The sequence below is a fragment of the Nitrospina sp. P1_D6 genome (assembly GCF_052156615.1).
Classification (GTDB): Bacteria; Nitrospinota; Nitrospinia; order Nitrospinales; family Nitrospinaceae; genus Nitrospina.
Genome location: NZ_JBQKUN010000001.1, coordinates 508,087 through 524,227 on the forward strand (window position 1 = coordinate 508,087; position 16,141 = coordinate 524,227).

Below are 16,141 nucleotides of genomic sequence, written 5' to 3' on the forward strand. Positions count from 1 at the left end.
TCCCGCAATCATTTATGACGGCGGCGGCTGATTTGTTCCCATGATTGGGGTTTCGCCTTGCTCCCGATCTTGGCCAAAGCGACGTTGAATATTTTACGGGCCTCGGCGCGTGAGGTATGCGTACCTGCGACCCGGTCGATGAATTCTTTTTCCAGGGTGATGTAGGATCCCATCTGCCGTCCGACTTTTTTCACGATCTGCAAATTGCTCGGGTCCGCCGACCCTTTCGGCAGGGTTTTCTTTTCACGCTGGAACAGGCCCTTAGAGGGGGCAGAAGGAATCGGTTCGTCAACTCTCATGAATTCCGGCTCGGGTCGATCCGGCGGGTCCTTCAAAAAATAAACCAGTGCAAATCCCGCATCGGTGGAGGCCAATTCGTTGACCCGCGTTTTTAAAAATTCCTTGAAGGCTTCAGCGCCTCCGGACGTTCCTTCAAAACCGATCAGCCGCCACTCCTGCTCCGAGATCACCTCAAACAACCCAAGATCCGCCAGGTGGGAACACAAAGCCCGTTTCACACTCTCTTCCACCTCAGGAGACCATACCGAATTCTGCAAACAGGTCGACCAATGTTCGGGAGAAAAAATTTGCGAATGAGGAGACATGATTCAGGTTGTTTCCGCCGGTCCGGACGCGGCCCGGGTCTCCAGTCTGGCGAGAACAGGGACCAGACTTTTTTTCCAGCTTTCGGAAAGAAGAGGATGAGCCATCACTCTTCTCAGGGCTTCAAGATTGTTCCGGTCATGAAACATGACGCGGTTGCATTCTTCGATGGACAGCTTTTCCGGGTCGGCTTGAATGAGGTCCATGTGATCACCGGATTGCACCCATCCCTGTTTGAGCACTCTCAGGTAATACCCGGTGTAGCCGGTATCGATCACCCGGTCGGCCATGCTCTTGTCGTCAAACCGTTTACTGATATTGTGGCACGGCTGACGCGGTTGCGAACACTGGACTTCCACCTCACCAATGCGGAAGATGTCACCGATATGAATTGCGGTTTCCGGCAGGTTCTCGATGGTGAAGTTTTCGCCAAAAAACCCCGGCGGCACCTCGTGCCCGGACTCTTTCCGCCAGTAATCAATATGCTCGTTCGACAACACGCAGACCGCCTTGTCCGGTCCGCGGTGATGCACCAGATCCGCGCTGGCATCGCCTTCCAATCCCATGAAATCCAGAAACACCGGGCCCGCCACAGGGTCCTTGAAAATGCCGGACCGGAACGGTTTCCCGTCGCCGTAGGTGCCGGTGCGAGGCTGGCCGACGTTTATGGAAAGGATGGTTTTCATAACAGGGCTTCCTCGCGCGTCAGGGAATCCATAAATACAAAAACTGCGGCTCCGGGCTTTTGGGAAGAAAATTGAGGTCGAAGTTCACCATATTGATCGATGGCGCCTGGATCAGGGAATACACATTATTCTTGTACTCGCCGGCGCGGTGGTAGGTAACCAGTTGGAAGTCCCGCAGGGCCAGATCCTTTTGAATGAGCTTGCGCGTGTCGTCGAGGTAACCGACATGATCGATCAGCTTTGCATCCAGTGCCTGGCGTGCGGTGAACACACGCCCGTCGGCAAGTTTCCGTACCTGGGCTTCAGTGAGGTGACGCCGGCTTTTGGTGATCACTTCCACGAAACGATCGTGCATGTCGTCGATCGCTGCCTGAAACAGTTTACGTTCTTCCTCCGTAAGCGGACGAAACGGCGACAGGAAATCCTTCTTGTCACCAGACTTGACCACCTCAAAGTCGACGCCCACTTTTTCCATCAAGCCCTTCAGGTTCATTTTTAGTGTGATGACACCGATGCTCCCGGTGATCGAGGTCGGATGGGCAATGATGGTGTCCGCAGCCTGGGCCACGTAGTACCCTCCGGATGCCGCGAGGTCCATCACCTGGGCGTATACCTTGACATTGTTCTTTTCCTTGAACGCCTTGATCTCGTGATACAGGATGTCGCTGGAGGTCACCGTGCCGCCGGGACTGTTGATGCTGAGGAGGATGGCCCGGACGTCGTTGTCTTTCTCCGCCTTATCGAGGGCTTCCCGGATCCGTGCCACCATGCCCTCTTCCTCCCGTGGAGACAGCACGCTGGAGACCCTCTGATTGGAAATGACCCCGCTGACCTCGACCAGCAACACTTTCGTTCGGCCCTCTCCGGATAGCACCTTCTCCTTGAGCGGGGATGGCGGAGGGATGAGGTGAATCTCGAATACCGTGCATCCGGTAAAAAACAGGGCCAAGATCAAGGCGAGCCCTGTTTTCAAAATACTACGGATTCGATAGCCGTTATCCGTATCAGGCATGATGTTGTCCTCTCACAAGAGTGTAATCGTACACGGCTTTGAAACAGGCAGCCTCCGGTTTCCATTCCTGGCGGCCCGTGTCAAAAAACGATTCCACTTTCCTGTATAGTTTTTTGGCCAACTCGGAATTCAAATACTCATCCGGAACCAGAGCGTATTCCAGCAGGTAGTTGGTATTGATGACGAGGTCGCGAAGCGCCATGGTTTCCCGCGCCACCACCATTTTGTGCCCCTTGCGCGCGCTAGCGGAGTCGATGTTTTTAGGGCCACCGCTCTGCAGGCTGTGTGCGATGCGTTTCAACGCTTCCTTCACATCCTCAATCCGGGATTGAAGGTCCGGATCGGATCCTGCTTCCTTCAAGCGCAACTGGATTTTCTGCAAGGGATCAATCAGATTCAGTTCGTGAAGAAAACCCTCACTCAGATCGTACATTCTACACAACTCGGAAATGGGAAGCTTACCGGAGGCGGAAGTCTCTGTTTCCAGAGACTCCATGCATTTCTGGAGTTGCGTTTCCAGGTTATCAGTGAACTTGGCCCGGGTTTTTTCCAGACGTTCTTCGAACTCGTCCTCGCTTCCCAGCTTTTTGAATTCCTGCCGGCATTCTTTCTCCAGCTTATCGAACAGCAGGTCGGCTTCGGAATTGATGTAACTGAGCAGGCGGAGCTTGCGTTCCGGTTCCATGGGCTTGACGAACTTCGAACGCACTTCTTTTTCCACGCGGACGAGTTCCCGCGGCATGAGGCGAAACATCTTGTCGAAGCTGTCGTAAAACGTACGCCAGCGCTCGATGGTGTGCTTCTTGTTGCTGGTGGTGTATTTGATGTTGATGTTCTTGATGCGGATCGTATTTTCCTGCATCAGGGAAACCAGCTTGTCACGCATCAGCGTGTCGATTTTGTCGTCCACATTATCCATAGGAATTTCACACCGAATTTGATCACTCAGGGGTTTGGCGAAGCCGACCGGGCACAACGACAACCGATTCCGTAAAAGTCCTTGGCGTCATCGAACCCGTACCGGCGGGACGACCTCATGTAGTCGGGAAGGCTGTTCCAGGCACCCCCGCGGATGACATGATACGTCCCCGATTCCGGGCCGCGAGGGTTGTTGTCATCGCCGGCCGAATAGTAGGATTTATCATACCAATCGTACACCCATTCGGCAATATTACCCGCCATGTCGTGGACCCCCTCCGGGGTCTGCCCAGCCTTCAGGGCACCCACTTCGTGAAGGACTTCGCCTTTGTGGATGAAACAGCATTTGCCGAAATTGGCCCTCTCCGGAGTGGGCGGCACTTCGCCCCACGGATAGGTCCGCCCTTCCAGCCCGGCAGCGGCGCGTTCCCATTCCGCCTCCGTCGGCAGGCGTTTGCCTCGCCAGCGGCAGTAATTGCGGCACCGCTGCCAGGTGAGGCCGATCACGGGCTTGTCCACCATGTCGGGGCGCGGTTCGCGTCCCCACCAACCGGTGATGGTCGGGTGCTCTTCCGGATGCGCCTCCAGGTACGCCGCGAAATCGCCTCCCGTCACCTCGAACCGGTCCAGCCAAAAGGCATCGAGGTATACCTTATGTCGCGGCGTTTCATCCTTCAGCCCCTTGCCCGGCTCACGGCCCATCCAGAACTCCCCGGCGGGGAAGAGGACCATGTCCGACGCCGTGTCCTCTCCTGCGAATCCGGACCCGGGGACCGGTAATCCGATGAACACCCAGACGATCAGGCTGAAAAAAATGCGGTGCATCCTCAAATACCCCTGTTACCAATTCTCGCGAGAACTCTATTAAATGATTGAGCCGGTAGAGCAAAGCCTTTATTATACATAACTGTACCGGTTCGCTCCCGGGAAACTAAAGCCCTTCTCCCAGGCGGACCGAAACCGGCATTCTACCCCTGTCACCGACCATCTGACATGCGAACCGTCCGCCAATTCGATGATCTCCTCGCCCGCGCCGAGACCGCTGTACTGATCCTTCTGCTGACCCTCATGGTCCTGCTTTCCTTCGGACAGGTGGTCCTGCGGAATGTAATGGGAAGCGGGATTTTGTGGGGGGACACCCTGCTTCGGCAACTGGTGCTGTGGGTGGGGTTTCTGGGCGCTTCGCTCGCGGTTCGCGAGCGCAAACACATTGCCATCGATTTTCTGCCTTATTTCCTGAACGACTTCTGGAAGAGGATCAACCGCATCGGCGTGGATCTGGTGACCGCCGTCATCAGCGCCTTTCTCGCGCTGGCCGCGTGGGATTTCATGATATTTGAAAAAGAAGGCGGCTCGACGCTGTTTTTGGAAATACCCGTGTGGCTGTTCCAAACCATTTTGCCTTTCAGTTTTGCTCTCATCTCACTCCGCCTGGCTCTGCGGGTGCTGAGCGAAATCGCCCATTTCCGGACGCCAGCCGAATGACCCTCCTTATTGTTGCCGCCATTCTGCTGTTGACACTGCTGGGGACACCGCTTTACGCGGTGATCGGCCTCGCGGCCCTGCTGTCGTTCCATTTTGCGGAAATCGATTCGGCGGCGGTATTCATCGAGCTCTACCGGGTCGCAAGCGCGCCGACCCTGCTCGCCATTCCGCTTTTCACCTTCGCCGGATTCATCCTCGCCGAAAGCCGCACTCCGCAGAGGTTGACCCGGCTCACGCAGGCGCTTCTGGGTGGCGTGCCGGGAGGACTGCCGTGGGTGGTGCTGGTGGCCTGCGCCTTTTTCACCGCGTTCACCGGCGCATCGGGGGTCACCATCATTGCGTTGGGCGGCCTGTTGTACCCGCTCATGCTCAAGGAAATGTACGGTAAAAATTTTTCGCTCGGGTTGATGACCTCGTCGGGAAGCCTGGGCCTGCTGTTCCCTCCTTCTTTGCCGCTCATCTTGTACGGCCTGATTGCGAAGGTGAACATCGACCAGTTATTTCTGGCGGGTGTGGTGCCGGGTGTGCTGATGATCATCATCCTTGCCGTGTACAGCATGGCGCAGAGCAAACGGTTTGGAATCGAAAGAACCGCCTTCAACTGGCAGGAGACGAAAAGTGCGGTGCGCGAGGCGGCGTGGGAGATCCCCCTCCCCTTTCTCGTGCTGTACGGTATCTACGGGGGCATCTTCACCGTGACGGAAGCCGCGGCGGTGACGGTGGTGTACGTGGTGGTGGTCGAATGTTTCGTGTACCGGGACATCCACCCCATCCGCGGCATGCCTGAGATCATGAAAAAAAGCATGGTGCTGGTGGGAGCCATCCTCATCATCCTGGGCACGGCGATGGGCTTCACCAGCTACCTGGTTGATGAGCAGGTGCCCATGCAACTGCTGGGCTTCATGAAGGATTACATCGATGACCAGTTGACCTTCCTCATTGTACTGAACCTGTTTCTTTTGATCGTCGGGTGCATGATGGACATCTTTTCCGCCATCATTGTGGTGGTGCCGCTGATCGTGCCCATCGCACAGAACTTCGGCGTCGACATGGTGCACCTGGGGGTCATTTTTCTGGTCAATCTGGAAATCGGCTATTCCACCCCGCCGGTGGGGCTCAACCTGTTCATCGCCAGTTCCCGCTTTGAGGAGCCCGTGGTGCGCCTGTACAAGGCCACCCTGCCGTTCCTCGGTCTCCGGCTGATGGGCCTGATGGCGGTCACGTATTTTCCCCTGCTCAGCCTGTTCCTGCCCAACCTGTTCGGAAGCTAGCGTGTTACAATGGCTTCCGTCGGTCACCTAGTGCGAAAAGGACACTCCACCATGCAACCCATTCGAAAACATCAACGCCTCGAAACCGATTCCCTTTTTTATGCGACGATGGACAGCCCGATCGGTATTCTTGGCATTGCCTCGACCCATAAAGGCGTGTGCAACATCCGCACGGCACAGAAAAGTGAACGTCAGTTTGTAAGCTATCTGGAAGACGTGTACATTGCCCGTCCGGTTGCTGATTCCAGACGGTTGAAGCCCGTATTGGATCAATTGGAAGGCTACTTTAAAGGAGAGATCACAGAGTTCGACTGTGACCTGGATATTTCCTGCGGCACGCCGTTTCAACGAAAAGTGTGGAAGCGGCTTTTGAGCATTCCATTTGGGGAGACCCGCAGCTACGGTTGGCTGGCGGAAAAACTCGATAACCCGAATGCCAGCCGCGCCGTGGGCAACGCCAACGGTAAAAATCCTGTACCCGTCATCATTCCCTGCCACCGTGTGATCCATGCCGACGGAGGACTGGGCGGCTACACCGGGGGTCTGCATATCAAGGAATTTCTTTTGGACCTGGAAACACACACCCATGCCGCTGTATAGAACGCAGGCCGTTGTCCTGCGCAGCATGAACCTGGGCGACGCCGACAAGATCGTCACCCTGTTCACGCGGGAGTATGGCAAGGTGAAGGTCGTCGCCAAGGCGGCCCGGCGCATCAAAAGCCGATTCGGTGCGTGCCTGGAACCGATGACTCACCTGTCGCTCATCTATTTTGGTAAGGAGCATCAGGACCTCTACCGCCTCAACCAGTGTGATATCGTGCACTCCTTCCAGAAAGTGCGGGAGCACCCTCAGAAGTTTTACACCGGCATTTACTTCATCGAGTTGTCGGAGAGCCTCGTGGCGGAGGCGCATCCGGAAATTCCAACCTTCGACCTGCTGTGCAAGGCCCTGCGCAAGGTGGAAGGCGAAGGCGACCTGGAAACGTTGTGCCGCCTTTACGAAATGCGAATCATGGCGCTGGCGGGATACACCCCGCGTCTGAAGCGGTGCATTCAATGCCGGGAGGAGCCGCGGTCCCGCTGGGTGGGATTCAGCTACACACGGCACGGCATTCTGTGCGCGGTTTGCCAGGACCAGACGGTGCTGGAGGCCCGGATCCAGAACGGCACCCTCAATTACCTGCGGAAGCTCCTGACCTTGGATATCCAGCACACCGACCGATTGAAAATTCCCAAAGGAAGCGAGGCGGAGATCGAGTCCATCACCCACCGCCTCATTCTGGCGCGGCTGGGAAGGGAGTTGAAATCCTATCCCTTTATAAAGAAAATGGCGGTTTGATTCCGCACACCCTGAAACCGAAAGCGAGGACCATGGAAAAACAAGCCATTCACACCGAGGACGCCCCGGCCGCCATCGGCCCGTACCAGCAGGCCATCCGCGCAGGGCAGTTTGTGTTCACCTCCGGCCAGATTGCACTCGACCCGAAGTCGGGCGAGTTCCTGTCCGGAGAAATTGAAGAGGAAACGGAACGGACCCTGGAAAACATTGGCGCCATTCTGAAAGCTGCGGGACTGGGGTTCGAGGATGTGGTGAAGGCGAACGTTTATCTCGCCGACATGAACCACTTCGCCCGCATGAACGGTGTGTACGAAAAATATTTCGCCACCGGGAAACCCGCGCGGGCCTGTGTGCAGGTTGCGGCGTTGCCCAAAAGAGCGAAGGTGGAAATCGATGTGATTGCCCAGGCAGGTTGAAAGAGATTCAATTCAATGGCAAAAAAAAAGAAGCAGGAATTGAAGGGCCAGATCAACTTTTACAAGGCCATGGCCGTGCTGGGAGCGATCATTGCCGGAACATTCGTTTATATGTTGCTGGACTCGGCTCCGCACTTGAGTAAACGGGATTTTCACGATCCCCAGGCCAAGGCCGCCCAGTGCCTGAACTGCCACACCGGGCAGGCGAGCAACATCCCCATCATGCCGCACCGAAGAATGGAAGACTGCACCTTCTGCCACACGCCGGACAAGGCCGGGTGAGTTCCCCACCCGGTTCCCCCTGTCAACTCAATCAAAGTGCTCCCGTGCCGGTTTGCCGACACCGTACACGTTGAACCCGATATCGAACAGGGCATCGTGGTCGAGGTGATTTCGCCCATCGAAAATAAATGCGGGTTTTTCCATAAGGTCGTAGATTTTCCTGTAATCCAGATTCCGGTACTCGTTCCATTCCGTCAGCAGGGCGATGGCATGGGCGCCCTTCACCGCCAGGTAGGGGTCGTCCAGGTAATCGATTTCACCCGGGATGCCCTCCAGATCTTTTTTAGCATTGGGAAGGGCATGTGGATCGGTGATACTGAGCCAGGCCCGCTCCTCGAGCAACGCACGGCAGATATGAATGGCCGGTGCATCCCGGGTATCGCCTGTGTCCGGCTTGAAGGCAAACCCGAGGATGGCGACTTTCTTGCCGACGATGGAATTGAACATGGCGTTGACCATCCGCTGAACAAATCTCTGCATCTGGAAATCGTTGATGTCGACCACCTTCTGCCAGAACTCGGCCACCGGATGCAGGCCATAGTGCTCGCACAGGTAAATGAGGTTGAGCAGGTCCTTACGGAAGCAGGACCCGCCGAAACCGATTCCGGCATTTAGAAACTTGGCCCCGATGCGCGTGTCCATGCCGATGGCATGACCCACCTGCGTCACATCCGCTTCCGTCTGTTCGCACAGGGCGGAGATGCTGTTGATGGACGAAATACGCTGGGCGAGGAACGCGTTGGCCACCAGTTTCGACAGCTCACTGCTCCATAAATTGGTGGTGAGGACACGTTCGTTGGGCACCCAGTGTCTGTAAATTCGGGTGAGTTCGTCCCGCGCCTCCCGGCCTGCGGGGGTGTCCATGGACCCGATCAGGATACGATCGGGTTCCTCCATGTCACGAATGGCGGTGCCTTCAGCCATGAACTCCGGGTTGGACAGGATCTCGAAATGGACACCGTTGTCACCGGAATGCAGGATTCGTCGGAGCGTCTCCGCAGCCCGAACGGGAATGGTGCTTTTTTCAACGACGATTTTGTCGGACCTGGAGTTTTCCTTGATGCGTCGCGCGGTCTGCTCGATGAACTGCAAATCCACCGCCCGCCCGGCTCCCTCACCGTAGGTCTTGGTCGGTGTGTTGACGGTGACGAAGATGATATCGGCCTCGCCGATTTCCTTATCGACCTCGGTCGAGAAAAACAAGTTGCGTCCCCGGCATTGGACGACGCGGTCATACAAACCGGGCTCGTAAATAGGCAGTTGGTCCGAGTTCCACAGGGCTATTTTTTCCTGCGAAATGTCCACCACTGTCACCTTGTAATCCGGACAGTGGTGAGCGATGACGGCCATGGTCGGCCCTCCCACATACCCGGCCCCGATGCACACGATTTTTTTGACAAAATCCCCCATAGCAGACTCCCACCGTTGGACATAAAAAAAGGGAGGCCGGTTCGTTGCCGAACCGGCACTCCCTGATAGTATAACGGCGAAATTCGCCAAATGATTATTTATAGTAAATTTTGCCCTTCTTGTAATTGAAGGCCCGTCCGCCTTTCAGAAAGCGCAGTTTGCCTTTGTGAATCTTCCAGTTTTCGATGACGATGCCTTTTTCTTCTGAAGGACCTTTTTCCTTCGCCCGGTCTTTCACCTTGCCGTCCTTCACGATGTTCTGGTCGGCGTTATCTTCGGTGATGAACTTGGAGAAGGGATGAACGTTGGCCAGAGCCGCTTCCAGATCGACCTTGTCGCCCTTATGCGGATTCTGCTTGTGGCCATGGCAGCGGTTGCACACGTTCTTGTAATCCCAGCGGAGGCCATACTTCTCAGTATCCCCTTTCTTGAAATCACCCTTGGTGTTTTTCATCACAACGCGGAATTGAGAACCACCGGCAACAGAGTGGCACATTTCGCAACCCACTTGCTCCAGATTGGGCTCGGTCGGGTCGATTCGGGTGCTAACATCGCGGCCTTTGAATTTCGTTCCGGGGGGTATGAATCCACCACGCTGACGGTAGCCGGTGGTGTGGCAGAACAGGCAGGCCGGATCGGCAGTGTAGTCTTTTTCCGGATCAAGGCCGTCTCTTTTCTTGGCATCGGCGGCGTTGCCCGGCTTCAGCAAATCAAATGTTTTTCCATGGGGTGAATTCTTCCAAGCCTGGTAATAGGGATCGTGGCAGCTACCATCGCACTTCGTGGCACCCACGAATTTAGGTCGCTTGGGGACCTTTTTCTTGGCGGCGTCGGCCGTGTCGGAATAACCCAGAAAAAGGCATAAGGTCAGAAATAGATATCCGAACGATTTAAAAACATTAGCCATTGTTGTCACCCTGATGTTTGGCAGTTTCGGTTAGCACTCCATTTAAACGTCCGCGCAGGATATAATAAACGCCCAGTCAGGTCAATACGAATTTCCTGCCCCCAAACGATCAAAAATCTGATAATACAATAGATTTCATGGATATATCTGATTTCGATTTTCACCTGCCGGACGAATTGATCGCGCAGACCCCCACTGAAGAAAGGGATGCTTCCCGCCTTATGGTGGTGGACCGCATCACTGGAAAAATTGAGCACAGGATGTTCCCGCACATCACGGAATTTCTGACTGACCGTCCCCTGCTGGTTTTCAACAACACCCGCGTGCTCCCGGCCAAACTGGAAGGACACCGCACCGATAACGGCAAGCCGGTGGAGTGGCTCCTGGCCCGCAAGGTGGAATCCGGCTCATGGCTTGTTCTGACACGTGGACTGTCCAGGCTCAAGCCCGGCCAGACGTTCCGGTTTGGAAATGAATTGAGTGCCGTATTTGAGGGGGTGGAGGAGGCAATGGCCCGGATGCGATTTTCCAGTGAGGAACTATTGCAAGCCACCCTGAACCAGAAAGGCAGGATGCCCCTTCCGCACTACATCAAGCGCTCGGGGGAACTGGGGGAGAAAATGGATTCGCTGGACCGGGAACGTTACCAGACTGTGTTTGCCGAAGAGGCAGGGGCGATTGCCGCACCCACCGCCGGCCTGCATTTCACGCCCGAGTTGATGAATTTATTGAAAAAAAAAGCGGAACTGGGTTTTCTAACTCTTCATGTGGGCCCGGGCACATTCCAGCCCCTGAGGACAAACAAGGTTGTGGACCATCAAATGAAGGAGGAGTTTTACCGGATCCCCGCATCCACCTGGAACCAAATTCACCAGGCGAGAGCCGAGGGACGGCCCGTTTTCGCGGTAGGTACAACCAGCACTCGCGTACTGGAATCGGTCAATTTCGATACAGCCACAGAAAAGGACGTGGAAGGCTGGACGAATCGGTTTTTATATCCCGGCCAAACCTTTCGCAACGTGGACCGGTTGCTTACGAACTTCCACCTGCCCCGCTCCACCCTGTTTTTACTGGTCTGCGCCTTTGCCGGAAAACCCCTGATGGATCAGGCGTACAGGGAAGCCATAACGAGAAAGTACCGTTTTTTCAGTTACGGGGACGCCATGCTGATTCTGTGACACTACTGCAGTCGCCAGTCAACTTTCCTGACTGTTGACAGCCTGCTTGAAGTGCTTCCCGGACTTGAAACGAACCACTTTACGGGCGGAAATTTCAGCTTCCTCACCGGTTTTGGGATTGCGCCCCATGCGCTTGGTCTTGGCCTTGACCTGGAAGGTTCCAAAACGCCGCAAGATCACAGGTTCACCCTGCCCCAAAGATTCCTTTATAAGCTTGATCACGGTTTCCACCGCTTCTTCAGCTTTGGCCCGGGACAGGCTCGCTTCCTGAGATACATGGTTGATAATATCTTGCTTGGTCATGCTCCCTCCTTCAGTTCACGAAAATGAAAATGATATAAGCCTATTTATCAGGCATTTTCACCTGTTCTCCGCCCCTCATGGCTATGCATCATTGGGTATCCTGCAAATCCACCTCCACCGGTGCAGCCACACCGGGAGGACCCACCAAGGTGCCAGATCTGCCAACCAAGCCTCGATCGAACTTGATGTACTGCCCTATCGACACGGACACCCTGACTCTTGAATCTACTCGTTACCCAAAGAGGAATGAATCTACTTTACCATTTATTTCAAAATAATCAATAGGTTATTACACTAATTCCGAAACCGGTTTGGCTCAAACTTTGCAGAAACGAAATCCTATACCAAAAGCGCTAAACTGATACAAAAAATACCATTTAAAACCAGCCATTTATGACTATTTTCCAATAAATTACTTAAGCTTACGCGAGGTATCAAATCTGTTATAAATGGTTTGAAATCAATCGTTAAGAAAACTGCTGCCGCATGAATTCAGGATTTATCGGGGTGGGGTACAATCTGGTAAACAGTTTCTCCGGGGCGAACCAGATTTAATTTTTCGCGGGCGACCCGCTCAACCGCCAGCGGGTCCTTTTTGAGGGCTTCGATTTCCTTCTGCAATGCTTTGTTTTCCTGAACCAGAGAGGCATTTCCCTGCTTCAGTTTTTCCAGGTCGTCATTGAAATTAAATACGGTCATCACACCATCGTCGCTGAATACCGCGACCCCGACCATAATGGCGAACAGCAAGAGACTGAGCCCGATCGTAGCCTGGATTCTATTGAGCGGTTTCGTTTTGATGGCCATGGCAAATCACATTCCCAGGTTATAGAACACCTCGCGGCCCTTGAACACGGCCGCCGGGCCAAGCATGTCCTCGATGCGCAACAATTGATTATACTTCGCCACACGGTCGGTACGACACAGGGACCCTGTCTTGATCTGGCCGGAGTTGACGCCCACCGAAATGTCGGCGATGGTGGTGTCCTCCGTCTCACCGGAACGATGTGAAATGACCGCGGTGTACCCGGCCCGTTTGGCCATCTCCACGGCTTCCAGCGTTTCGGTCAGCGTCCCGATCTGGTTCACCTTGATGAGAATCGAATTGCACACGCCTTCCTGAATGCCCTTCTTCAGGATTTGGGTGTTGGTAACAAACAGGTCGTCACCCACCAATTGCGTGGTATCACCCACTTTCCTGGTGAGCTTCTCCCACCCTTTCCAGTCGTTTTCGGCAAGACCGTCTTCGATGCTGACGATCGGGTACTTCTTCACCAGTTTTGCCAGGTAATCGACCATTTCGTCGGAGGTGAGTTTGGGTTTCTTCTCCGCCTGCAGAACGTATTTTTTATTCTTGTAGAGTTCGCTTGCCGCCACGTCGAGCGCCAGAAGGATGTCCTTGCCTTCCTTGTATCCGGCGCTCTTGATCGCGGCCAGAAGCACCTCGATGGCCTCCGCATTGGACTTGAGGTTGGGCGCAAAACCCCCTTCGTCGCCCACGGCGGTGTTGTACTTTTTCTTCTTGAGCACGGCTTTCAGGTGGTGAAACACCTCGGTTCCCATCTGCAGGGCCTGGTGAAAGCTGTTCGCGCCGACGGGCATGATCATGAATTCCTGAATATCGACGTTGTTGTCGGCATGCGCTCCGCCGTTCAGTACGTTCATCATCGGTACCGGCAGTTCGCACGCGTTGCTTCCGCCGATGTAGCTGAACAGGGGAATGTCGAGATCGTTCGCCGCCGCATGCGCCACCGCGAGAGACACGCCGAGAATAGCATTCGCTCCCAGCTTGCCCTTGTTGGCGGTGCCGTCCATCTCGATCATGATGCGGTCGATCAACCTCTGTTCCGTCACCTCGATGCCCACCAGTTCCGGGGCGATCTTGGCGTTGATGTTCTTGACCGCCTTCTGCACTCCCTTGCCCATATAAGTTTTCTTGTCGCCGTCGCGCAACTCCAGTGCCTCGCGCGATCCGGTAGACGCGCCGGAGGGCACCGCGGCGCGGCCCATCAGCCCTTCTTCCAGAAACACATCCACTTCCACCGTCGGGTTGCCCCGAGAATCCAGAATCTGTCTTGCCTGAATACCAACGATTTCGCTCATGATTCTCCTCTTGATCCCCTCAACTCATTCAGCGTGTATGGAAATCAACCCTTCGCCTTGTTCAGGGCGTCGCGGTTGGCTTCGATCGTCCGATCGATTTCCTCTTCCGTATGCACGGCGGACATGAATCCCGCCTCGAACTGAGAACAGGCAATGTAAATGCCCGACTCCAGCATTGCGTTGAAATAACGTTTGAAAAATTCGAGGTCGCAGGTGGACACGGTTTCGAAATCCACAACCTCTTTATCGGTGAAAAACATGGAGAACATCGAGCCCACCCGGGTGAAGAACGCGGGCACACCCGCTTCCTCCGCATTCTTGCGGAAGCCCCCGCACAGGCGTTGGCTTTTCGCCTCCAGATCCTCGTAAACCCCCTTGCCCGAGAGCAGGTTCAGCATCTCCAGTCCCGCCGCCATTGCAAGGGGGTTGCCGGAAAGCGTGCCCGCCTGGTAAACCGATCCCACCGGCGCGATGTGGTCCATGAACTCCTTCTTGCCGCCATAGGCGCCCACGGGCAGTCCACCGCCAATGATCTTGCCCAGCGTGGTGAGGTCCGGCGTGATGCCGTACACTTCCTGCGCCCCGCCCAAACCGACGCGGAACCCGCTGATGACCTCGTCGAAGATCAGCAGCGCGCCGTGCTTGCTGGTGACGTCGCGGAGCGTTTGCAGAAACCCTTCCTTCGGCGGAACGACCCCCATGTTGCCGGCTATGGGCTCGACGATCAGGCAGGCGATCTCGCTCCCCATCCTGTCGAACAGTTCGGTCACCGCATCGCCGTTGTTGTAAGGCAGGGTCAATGTGTTTTTCGCCAGGTCCTCGATGACGCCAGGGCAGTCCGGGATGCCCAGCGACATCAGGCCGGAACCGGATTTGACCAGCAGGCTGTCGCCATGGCCGTGAAAGTTGCCCTCGAATTTGACGATTTTGTCGCGCCGGGTGTAGCCGCGCGCCAGGCGGATGGCGCTCATCGTCGCCTCGGTACCCGAACTCACCATGCGTACCCGCTCGATTGAGGGCACGCAGTCGATGACCTTTTTCGCCATCTCGATTTCCAGTTCCGTCGGCGCGCCGAAGCTGGTGCCGTTCTCCGCGGCGCGTTTCACGGCATCGACGATCCGTGGGTGTGCGTGCCCGAAGATGAGCGGCCCCCACGACGCGTTGTAGTCGATGAACTCATTGCCGTCCACGTCCCACAGACGAGACCCATTGGCTTTCTGGATGAACAGGGGATGGCCGCCGACGGCCTTGAATGCCCTGACAGGGCTGTTGACACCGCCGGGGATGACTTGCTGTGCTGACTCAAACAGGGATTCGGATTTCTTGCGGTTCATAGCTTTCCAAACAGGGTTTCGAGGTCTCGTTTGCGTTGATCGGGAATTTTAGCAGGATCGGTGACGATGGCCTTTTTCGCCGCCTCACCGCATTCGCATTGGCGCTCAAGAACGGGTAGCCCCACCACTTCCTTGAGGATGGTCTGCGCCAGTTCGACGTTGTTGTGCATGATCTCCAGCACCTGTTCCAACGTCACCGGCTCCTCTTCAATGTGCCAGCAGTCGTAGTCCGTGGCGAGGGCAATGGTAACATAACAAATGCCCGCCTCGCGTGCCAGCTTCGCTTCGGTAACATTGGTCATGCCGATCACTTCCACGCCCCAGCTGCGGTACACGTTCGATTCGGCCCGTGTCGAAAACTGCGGACCCTCGATGCAAACGTAGGTGCCGCCCGGATGCACCACCGCACCCGCTTTCTGACTGGCTTCCAGCACTTTGCCATGCATGTCGTCACAGATGGGGTCCGCAAGGCTCACATGGCCTACGATGCCGTCGGTAAAAAAGGTACCGATGCGCCGATGGGTGCGGTCGATGAACTGGTCGGGAAGAACGATGTGCCCGGGAGCGATCTCTTCTTTCATGCTTCCCACAGCGCTGACCGACACGATGCGCTCGACGCCGAGTTTTTTCATGGCGAAGATGTTGGCCCGGTAATTGATCTCAGATGGCGTGATGCGGTGGCCGACGCCATGGCGCGGCAGGAATGCGAGTTTCGTTCCCGCAAGCTCCCCGATCACTACTGGGTCCGAAGGGGCACCGTAAGGCGTGTCCACGGCGACTTCCTTTTCCACCTTGAGGTCCTTCATGTTGTACAGGCCGCTACCGCCGATCACGCCGAGAATATCTGCCGCCATCGATTGTCCTTTCTAACTGGAATGGGAAGGTTGCGGTTCC

General features: G+C 55.6%; 19 protein-coding genes. 7 read left to right on the plus strand and 12 right to left on the minus strand.

The annotated features are described in order from the left end of the window. Window positions 1-8 precede the first annotated feature (8 nt). The 5 genes from ACTRXA_RS02385 to ACTRXA_RS02405 form a co-directional block, all read right to left on the minus strand. Window positions 9-518, minus strand: coding sequence for a hypothetical protein (locus ACTRXA_RS02385; protein ID WP_442425603.1), 510 nt, complete (start codon window positions 516-518; stop codon window positions 9-11). A gap of 90 nt (window positions 519-608) precedes the next feature. Further along, window positions 609-1,289: an MOSC domain-containing protein gene (locus ACTRXA_RS02390; protein ID WP_442425604.1), complete on the minus strand. Its 681-nt coding sequence runs from the start codon at window positions 1,287-1,289 to the stop codon at window positions 609-611. Between the two features lie 19 nt (window positions 1,290-1,308). Then, the gene (sppA, locus tag ACTRXA_RS02395) at window positions 1,309-2,301 is read right to left on the minus strand and encodes a signal peptide peptidase SppA (protein WP_442425605.1); all 993 of its coding nucleotides are present in this window, start codon (window positions 2,299-2,301) and stop codon (window positions 1,309-1,311) included. Next, window positions 2,294-3,220 (minus strand): hypothetical protein, encoded by a 927-nt coding sequence (locus ACTRXA_RS02400; protein WP_442425606.1) that lies wholly within the window; start codon window positions 3,218-3,220, stop codon window positions 2,294-2,296. The genes sppA and ACTRXA_RS02400 overlap by 8 nt, the downstream gene beginning before the upstream one ends. A gap of 26 nt (window positions 3,221-3,246) precedes the next feature. Then, window positions 3,247-4,044, minus strand: a complete 798-nt coding sequence (locus tag ACTRXA_RS02405) for a formylglycine-generating enzyme family protein (protein WP_442425607.1) — start codon at window positions 4,042-4,044, stop codon at window positions 3,247-3,249. Between the two features lie 168 nt (window positions 4,045-4,212). On the opposite strand from ACTRXA_RS02405, the gene ACTRXA_RS02410 reads away from it, so the two are divergent. From ACTRXA_RS02410 to ACTRXA_RS02435, 6 genes are read left to right on the plus strand one after another with little or no spacing between them, the layout of a single operon-like run. Then, the gene (locus ACTRXA_RS02410; RefSeq protein ID WP_442425608.1) at window positions 4,213-4,704 is read left to right on the plus strand and encodes a TRAP transporter small permease; all 492 of its coding nucleotides are present in this window, start codon (window positions 4,213-4,215) and stop codon (window positions 4,702-4,704) included. Further along, window positions 4,701-5,975 carry a TRAP transporter large permease gene (locus ACTRXA_RS02415; protein ID WP_442425609.1) on the plus strand — a complete coding sequence of 425 codons (1,275 nt, stop codon included), beginning with the start codon at window positions 4,701-4,703 and terminating at the stop codon, window positions 5,973-5,975. Before ACTRXA_RS02410 ends, ACTRXA_RS02415 begins: the two co-directional genes overlap by 4 nt. A gap of 51 nt (window positions 5,976-6,026) precedes the next feature. Further along, complete coding sequence (locus tag ACTRXA_RS02420) at window positions 6,027-6,575, plus strand: methylated-DNA--[protein]-cysteine S-methyltransferase (protein ID WP_442425610.1); 549 nt, start codon at window positions 6,027-6,029, stop codon at window positions 6,573-6,575. Next, on the plus strand, window positions 6,562-7,314 hold the full coding sequence (recO, locus tag ACTRXA_RS02425; protein ID WP_442425611.1) for a DNA repair protein RecO: 753 nt from the start codon (window positions 6,562-6,564) through the stop codon (window positions 7,312-7,314). The genes ACTRXA_RS02420 and recO overlap by 14 nt, the downstream gene beginning before the upstream one ends. Window positions 7,315-7,346: 32 nt before the next feature. Continuing rightward, on the plus strand, window positions 7,347-7,730 hold the full coding sequence (locus ACTRXA_RS02430; protein ID WP_442425612.1) for a RidA family protein: 384 nt from the start codon (window positions 7,347-7,349) through the stop codon (window positions 7,728-7,730). Window positions 7,731-7,745: 15 nt separating this feature from the next. Further along, window positions 7,746-8,012: a hypothetical protein gene (locus ACTRXA_RS02435; protein WP_442425613.1), complete on the plus strand. Its 267-nt coding sequence runs from the start codon at window positions 7,746-7,748 to the stop codon at window positions 8,010-8,012. A 27-nt stretch (window positions 8,013-8,039) separates the two neighbouring features. Here the strand turns inward: ACTRXA_RS02435 and ACTRXA_RS02440 are convergent, their stop codons facing one another. Both ACTRXA_RS02440 and ACTRXA_RS02445 read right to left on the minus strand, forming a co-directional pair. Next, on the minus strand, window positions 8,040-9,422 hold the full coding sequence (locus ACTRXA_RS02440) for a nucleotide sugar dehydrogenase (RefSeq protein ID WP_442425614.1): 1,383 nt from the start codon (window positions 9,420-9,422) through the stop codon (window positions 8,040-8,042). A 94-nt stretch (window positions 9,423-9,516) separates the two neighbouring features. After that, complete coding sequence (locus ACTRXA_RS02445) at window positions 9,517-10,329, minus strand: cytochrome c family protein (RefSeq protein ID WP_442425615.1); 813 nt, start codon at window positions 10,327-10,329, stop codon at window positions 9,517-9,519. Window positions 10,330-10,466: 137 nt separating this feature from the next. Here ACTRXA_RS02445 and queA point away from each other — a divergent pair, with 137 nt between their 5' ends. Further along, complete coding sequence (gene queA, locus ACTRXA_RS02450) at window positions 10,467-11,507, plus strand: tRNA preQ1(34) S-adenosylmethionine ribosyltransferase-isomerase QueA (protein ID WP_442425616.1); 1,041 nt, start codon at window positions 10,467-10,469, stop codon at window positions 11,505-11,507. An 18-nt stretch (window positions 11,508-11,525) separates the two neighbouring features. Here the strand turns inward: queA and ACTRXA_RS02455 are convergent, their stop codons facing one another. The 5 genes from ACTRXA_RS02455 to mtnP all read right to left on the minus strand — a co-directional run bounded on the left by ACTRXA_RS02455 (window position 11,526) and on the right by mtnP (window position 16,101). After that, window positions 11,526-11,810, minus strand: coding sequence for an integration host factor subunit alpha (locus tag ACTRXA_RS02455; protein ID WP_442425617.1), 285 nt, complete (start codon window positions 11,808-11,810; stop codon window positions 11,526-11,528). Window positions 11,811-12,302: 492 nt separating this feature from the next. Then, window positions 12,303-12,617 carry an FtsB family cell division protein gene (locus ACTRXA_RS02460; RefSeq protein WP_442425618.1) on the minus strand — a complete coding sequence of 105 codons (315 nt, stop codon included), beginning with the start codon at window positions 12,615-12,617 and terminating at the stop codon, window positions 12,303-12,305. 6 nt (window positions 12,618-12,623) lie between these two features. Further along, window positions 12,624-13,913, minus strand: coding sequence for a phosphopyruvate hydratase (gene eno / locus ACTRXA_RS02465; RefSeq protein ID WP_442425619.1), 1,290 nt, complete (start codon window positions 13,911-13,913; stop codon window positions 12,624-12,626). 44 nt (window positions 13,914-13,957) lie between these two features. Next, entirely contained in the window at window positions 13,958-15,247 is a 1,290-nt protein-coding gene (hemL, locus tag ACTRXA_RS02470) for a glutamate-1-semialdehyde 2,1-aminomutase (protein WP_442425620.1), read from the minus strand. Next, window positions 15,244-16,101 (minus strand): S-methyl-5'-thioadenosine phosphorylase, encoded by an 858-nt coding sequence (mtnP, locus tag ACTRXA_RS02475; protein ID WP_442425621.1) that lies wholly within the window; start codon window positions 16,099-16,101, stop codon window positions 15,244-15,246. The genes hemL and mtnP overlap by 4 nt, the downstream gene beginning before the upstream one ends. Window positions 16,102-16,141 lie beyond the last annotated feature (40 nt).

Excerpts from the sequence above, each read along its gene's own strand:
- ACTRXA_RS02390 (WP_442425604.1), bottom strand. The coding sequence starts at position 1,289 with ATGAAAACCATCCTTTCCATAAACGTCGGCCAGCCTCGCACCGGCACC.
- sppA (WP_442425605.1), bottom strand. The coding sequence starts at position 2,301 with ATGCCTGATACGGATAACGGCTATCGAATCCGTAGTATTTTGAAAACA.
- ACTRXA_RS02400 (WP_442425606.1), bottom strand. The coding sequence starts at position 3,220 with ATGGATAATGTGGACGACAAAATCGACACGCTGATGCGTGACAAGCTG.
- ACTRXA_RS02405 (WP_442425607.1), bottom strand. The coding sequence starts at position 4,044 with ATGCACCGCATTTTTTTCAGCCTGATCGTCTGGGTGTTCATCGGATTA.
- ACTRXA_RS02410 (WP_442425608.1), top strand. The coding sequence starts at position 4,213 with ATGCGAACCGTCCGCCAATTCGATGATCTCCTCGCCCGCGCCGAGACC.
- ACTRXA_RS02415 (WP_442425609.1), top strand. The coding sequence starts at position 4,701 with ATGACCCTCCTTATTGTTGCCGCCATTCTGCTGTTGACACTGCTGGGG.
- ACTRXA_RS02420 (WP_442425610.1), top strand. The coding sequence starts at position 6,027 with ATGCAACCCATTCGAAAACATCAACGCCTCGAAACCGATTCCCTTTTT.
- recO (WP_442425611.1), top strand. The coding sequence starts at position 6,562 with ATGCCGCTGTATAGAACGCAGGCCGTTGTCCTGCGCAGCATGAACCTG.
- ACTRXA_RS02430 (WP_442425612.1), top strand. The coding sequence starts at position 7,347 with ATGGAAAAACAAGCCATTCACACCGAGGACGCCCCGGCCGCCATCGGC.
- ACTRXA_RS02435 (WP_442425613.1), top strand. The coding sequence starts at position 7,746 with ATGGCAAAAAAAAAGAAGCAGGAATTGAAGGGCCAGATCAACTTTTAC.
- ACTRXA_RS02440 (WP_442425614.1), bottom strand. The coding sequence starts at position 9,422 with ATGGGGGATTTTGTCAAAAAAATCGTGTGCATCGGGGCCGGGTATGTG.
- ACTRXA_RS02445 (WP_442425615.1), bottom strand. The coding sequence starts at position 10,329 with ATGGCTAATGTTTTTAAATCGTTCGGATATCTATTTCTGACCTTATGC.
- queA (WP_442425616.1), top strand. The coding sequence starts at position 10,467 with ATGGATATATCTGATTTCGATTTTCACCTGCCGGACGAATTGATCGCG.
- ACTRXA_RS02455 (WP_442425617.1), bottom strand. The coding sequence starts at position 11,810 with ATGACCAAGCAAGATATTATCAACCATGTATCTCAGGAAGCGAGCCTG.
- ACTRXA_RS02460 (WP_442425618.1), bottom strand. The coding sequence starts at position 12,617 with ATGGCCATCAAAACGAAACCGCTCAATAGAATCCAGGCTACGATCGGG.
- eno (WP_442425619.1), bottom strand. The coding sequence starts at position 13,913 with ATGAGCGAAATCGTTGGTATTCAGGCAAGACAGATTCTGGATTCTCGG.
- hemL (WP_442425620.1), bottom strand. The coding sequence starts at position 15,247 with ATGAACCGCAAGAAATCCGAATCCCTGTTTGAGTCAGCACAGCAAGTC.
- mtnP (WP_442425621.1), bottom strand. The coding sequence starts at position 16,101 with ATGGCGGCAGATATTCTCGGCGTGATCGGCGGTAGCGGCCTGTACAAC.